Source organism: Thermogutta sp., from assembly GCF_014359955.1.
Classification (GTDB): Bacteria; Planctomycetota; Planctomycetia; order Pirellulales; family Thermoguttaceae; genus Thermogutta.
Map to the genome: position 1 here is coordinate 1 of NZ_JACIYL010000710.1, position 2,310 is coordinate 2,310.

Sequence of the window (2,310 nt, forward strand, 5' to 3'; positions counted from 1 at the left end):
GCCGCGTTTTCCCGGCCGACACCGCCCGCACAGCACACCCCCGTCAAGCAGCGAAAAATAGTATTCCTGCCGGGCGTGCGCCCCTGTCGGTGTGCGGTTTTCCTGCCGGGATTGAGCGGAAGACTTTCCGCGAACGCTCTCCCCGCAGCTCACGCACATATCGAGTGCAGGACTGTGGCCGGTCAGATCCAGAATCTGCAACTCATAAAACGGTATCAGAAGCTGGATATCACCTCCTTTCTGGAGGGCCGTCAGGGTTTCTTCGGAAACGTCAAACAGTTCCGGATGGGCGTCCTCCTCGTCCGTCATGGCGTTGAGAAGCTCCGCGACGTAGAGGGCCGCATAATACCGCGGCAGGCCGCTTTCTTCCACCCGAAATCGCCGCTGGAGCTTCGCCTCCGTGATAATGTGGAGGGCCTCCGAGGACTTGCGAAGAAAGACTACGCGACAAAGCGAAAGCAGGTCAAGAGCAAAGTCGAAGGGGTTTTTCGGGCGTTTCGCACCTTTCGCTATCCCCCGGATTTTGCCAAATTCGCGAGTAAACAGCGTGACGACGAGACTGCTCTCGCTGAAATCGTACGTGCGAAGAACTAGGGCCGTCGCTTGCTCGGCAGACATCGGCGTGCAAACCTGCTACTCCGTTCGAGTGATTGTCAGGCACAACAAACACGAGCTTGTTCTTTTTCGCTTCCATTTCCTCATTTCAACTGTCGGGCAATGGCCCGCGATCGGCGGTCCGCCCAGTAAATCGGCTCCGGTAAACGGTGCTGGGCGAACAGCGGCCGGATCACCCGCACGCACCCCTCCACATCGATGCGGTGCCCCACCGAAAGAAAGACCGGCTGGGCATGTCCCCGCTGACTCCGCAGCACAACCCCCAGGTGGCGTCCTTCCCATTCCACCGCCGCGGTCCCACCCGGCGGCAATTCCTTCTTTTCCACCTGACCGCATAAAAGGGTCTTGGTGATTCCGATCGTGGGTCGATCAAGGACGACCCCCAGATGACTGGCGATCCCCATTCCCCGCGGATGCAACAGGCCGCTTCCATCCACCGCAATGACATCCGCCAGTTGGTCTTCCCGGGCGGCCTTCCTGATGACCGAAAGCATTGGCGACAACTCGCGAAAGGCCAGGTAACTGGTGATGTAGGGAAATCGGGCTTGCTCGACGACCGATGTTTCATAGAGCTTGTCCCCGTCGGGCCAACTGACGCGGCAGTACACCGCGACCGCCCAATTGCCCCGATAAGAAACGTCCACCCCCGCACAATCCTTCGGATCAGAGGGCAGTGGCGTCATGACCACTTTCTGTCGCAGGTCCTCCTGGATGGTTCGCAACTGTCGCAGAGGGCGATCCTCGTCTCGAATTCCCAGGAGGTCAGCCAATTCCGTGGCATTGACGATGGCCTCTTCCGAAACCCCTCCCGGCAACACAGCAACACCTTCCCGCCGCAGCAAATCTCGCTGCACGTCCGCTCCGATGCCAGAACGCCCCAGCCGGCCTCCGGCTCGGACCACGCGATGGCACGCGCACTCCTTCGTATGGGCGTGCTCGACCAGCCACGTGCCCACCCAGCGTGCCGCCTGCCTGTCGCCGAGCAATTCCGCCAGGGCCCCGCAGGTCGTTACCCGGCCTGGTGGGATCGCCCCAATCCACCGACGCAAAATGGCCTCCAGGTCTGGAATCACTTCTTCCGCTGCCCAGTTACTCATGGTGATCATCTCCCCCAGACCAGGCCAAGGGGCCGGACCACCCCCACGATGTCTTCCAGTCGCCAGCGACGACCACCCTGCCGACTGTCCAGCGAAACGTGGGGATCATCCCCCAGCAGGGCAAAGCCGCTGCCCGCGTCGGCTACCAACCCGTCGGGATAGGGCATCACCCACCAGACGCTCATTTCCCGCAACACAATCTCTCCCCGGGTCGCAGCGAGTCGCAACCCAACTGGAGCGCCCTCCGCCGGAACGTCGTCCTCCCAATCGTGGGTGAACAGGCACGTGTCGTCCATCACAAGCAGCCAGCGCCGATCGACAGAAGAGAACACAATCCGCCGCGGAGAGGCTCCCCGAAGCGCTTTCTTCCCCTGCGAAAGAGGCCGTTTTCCTTCCCCCAGGATTCGCCACGCCACAATCGGGCGATCTCCCCCCGACCAGGTTGCCTCGATCCCGTCGTCGCCGAAGTGAGCCGACATCGCAAACGCGGTCCCCGGAGCACAACGGGCCACAGAAATCGACCACAGCACATTCGTACAGAGTCGCTCTTTTTGATCCGCCGTCGGGTGATAGGGGCAGAAGGTTGTCAGCCGCCGGG

The 2,310-nt window shown here is 61.5% G+C and carries 3 protein-coding genes; all 3 read right to left on the reverse strand.

Features of this window, described 5'->3' with window-relative positions; genetic code table 11:
• Positions 1–618, reverse strand: a 618-nt coding sequence (recO, locus tag H5U08_RS16115) for a DNA repair protein RecO (RefSeq protein ID WP_297035370.1), incomplete at its 3' end; no start/stop codon positions are given.
• 80 nt (positions 619–698) lie between these two features.
• Positions 699–1,712, reverse strand: a complete 1,014-nt coding sequence (locus H5U08_RS16120; RefSeq protein WP_297035372.1) for an endonuclease V — start codon at positions 1,710–1,712, stop codon at positions 699–701.
• A gap of 5 nt (positions 1,713–1,717) precedes the next feature.
• Positions 1,718–2,310 (reverse strand): hypothetical protein (locus tag H5U08_RS16125; RefSeq protein ID WP_297035374.1); only part of this gene is annotated, 593 nt, incomplete at its 5' end.

What these genes read in the sequence shown, in the direction of transcription:
- H5U08_RS16120 (WP_297035372.1), bottom strand. Translation starts at nt 1,712, where the DNA reads ATGAGTAACTGGGCAGCGGAAGAAGTGATTCCAGACCTGGAGGCCATT.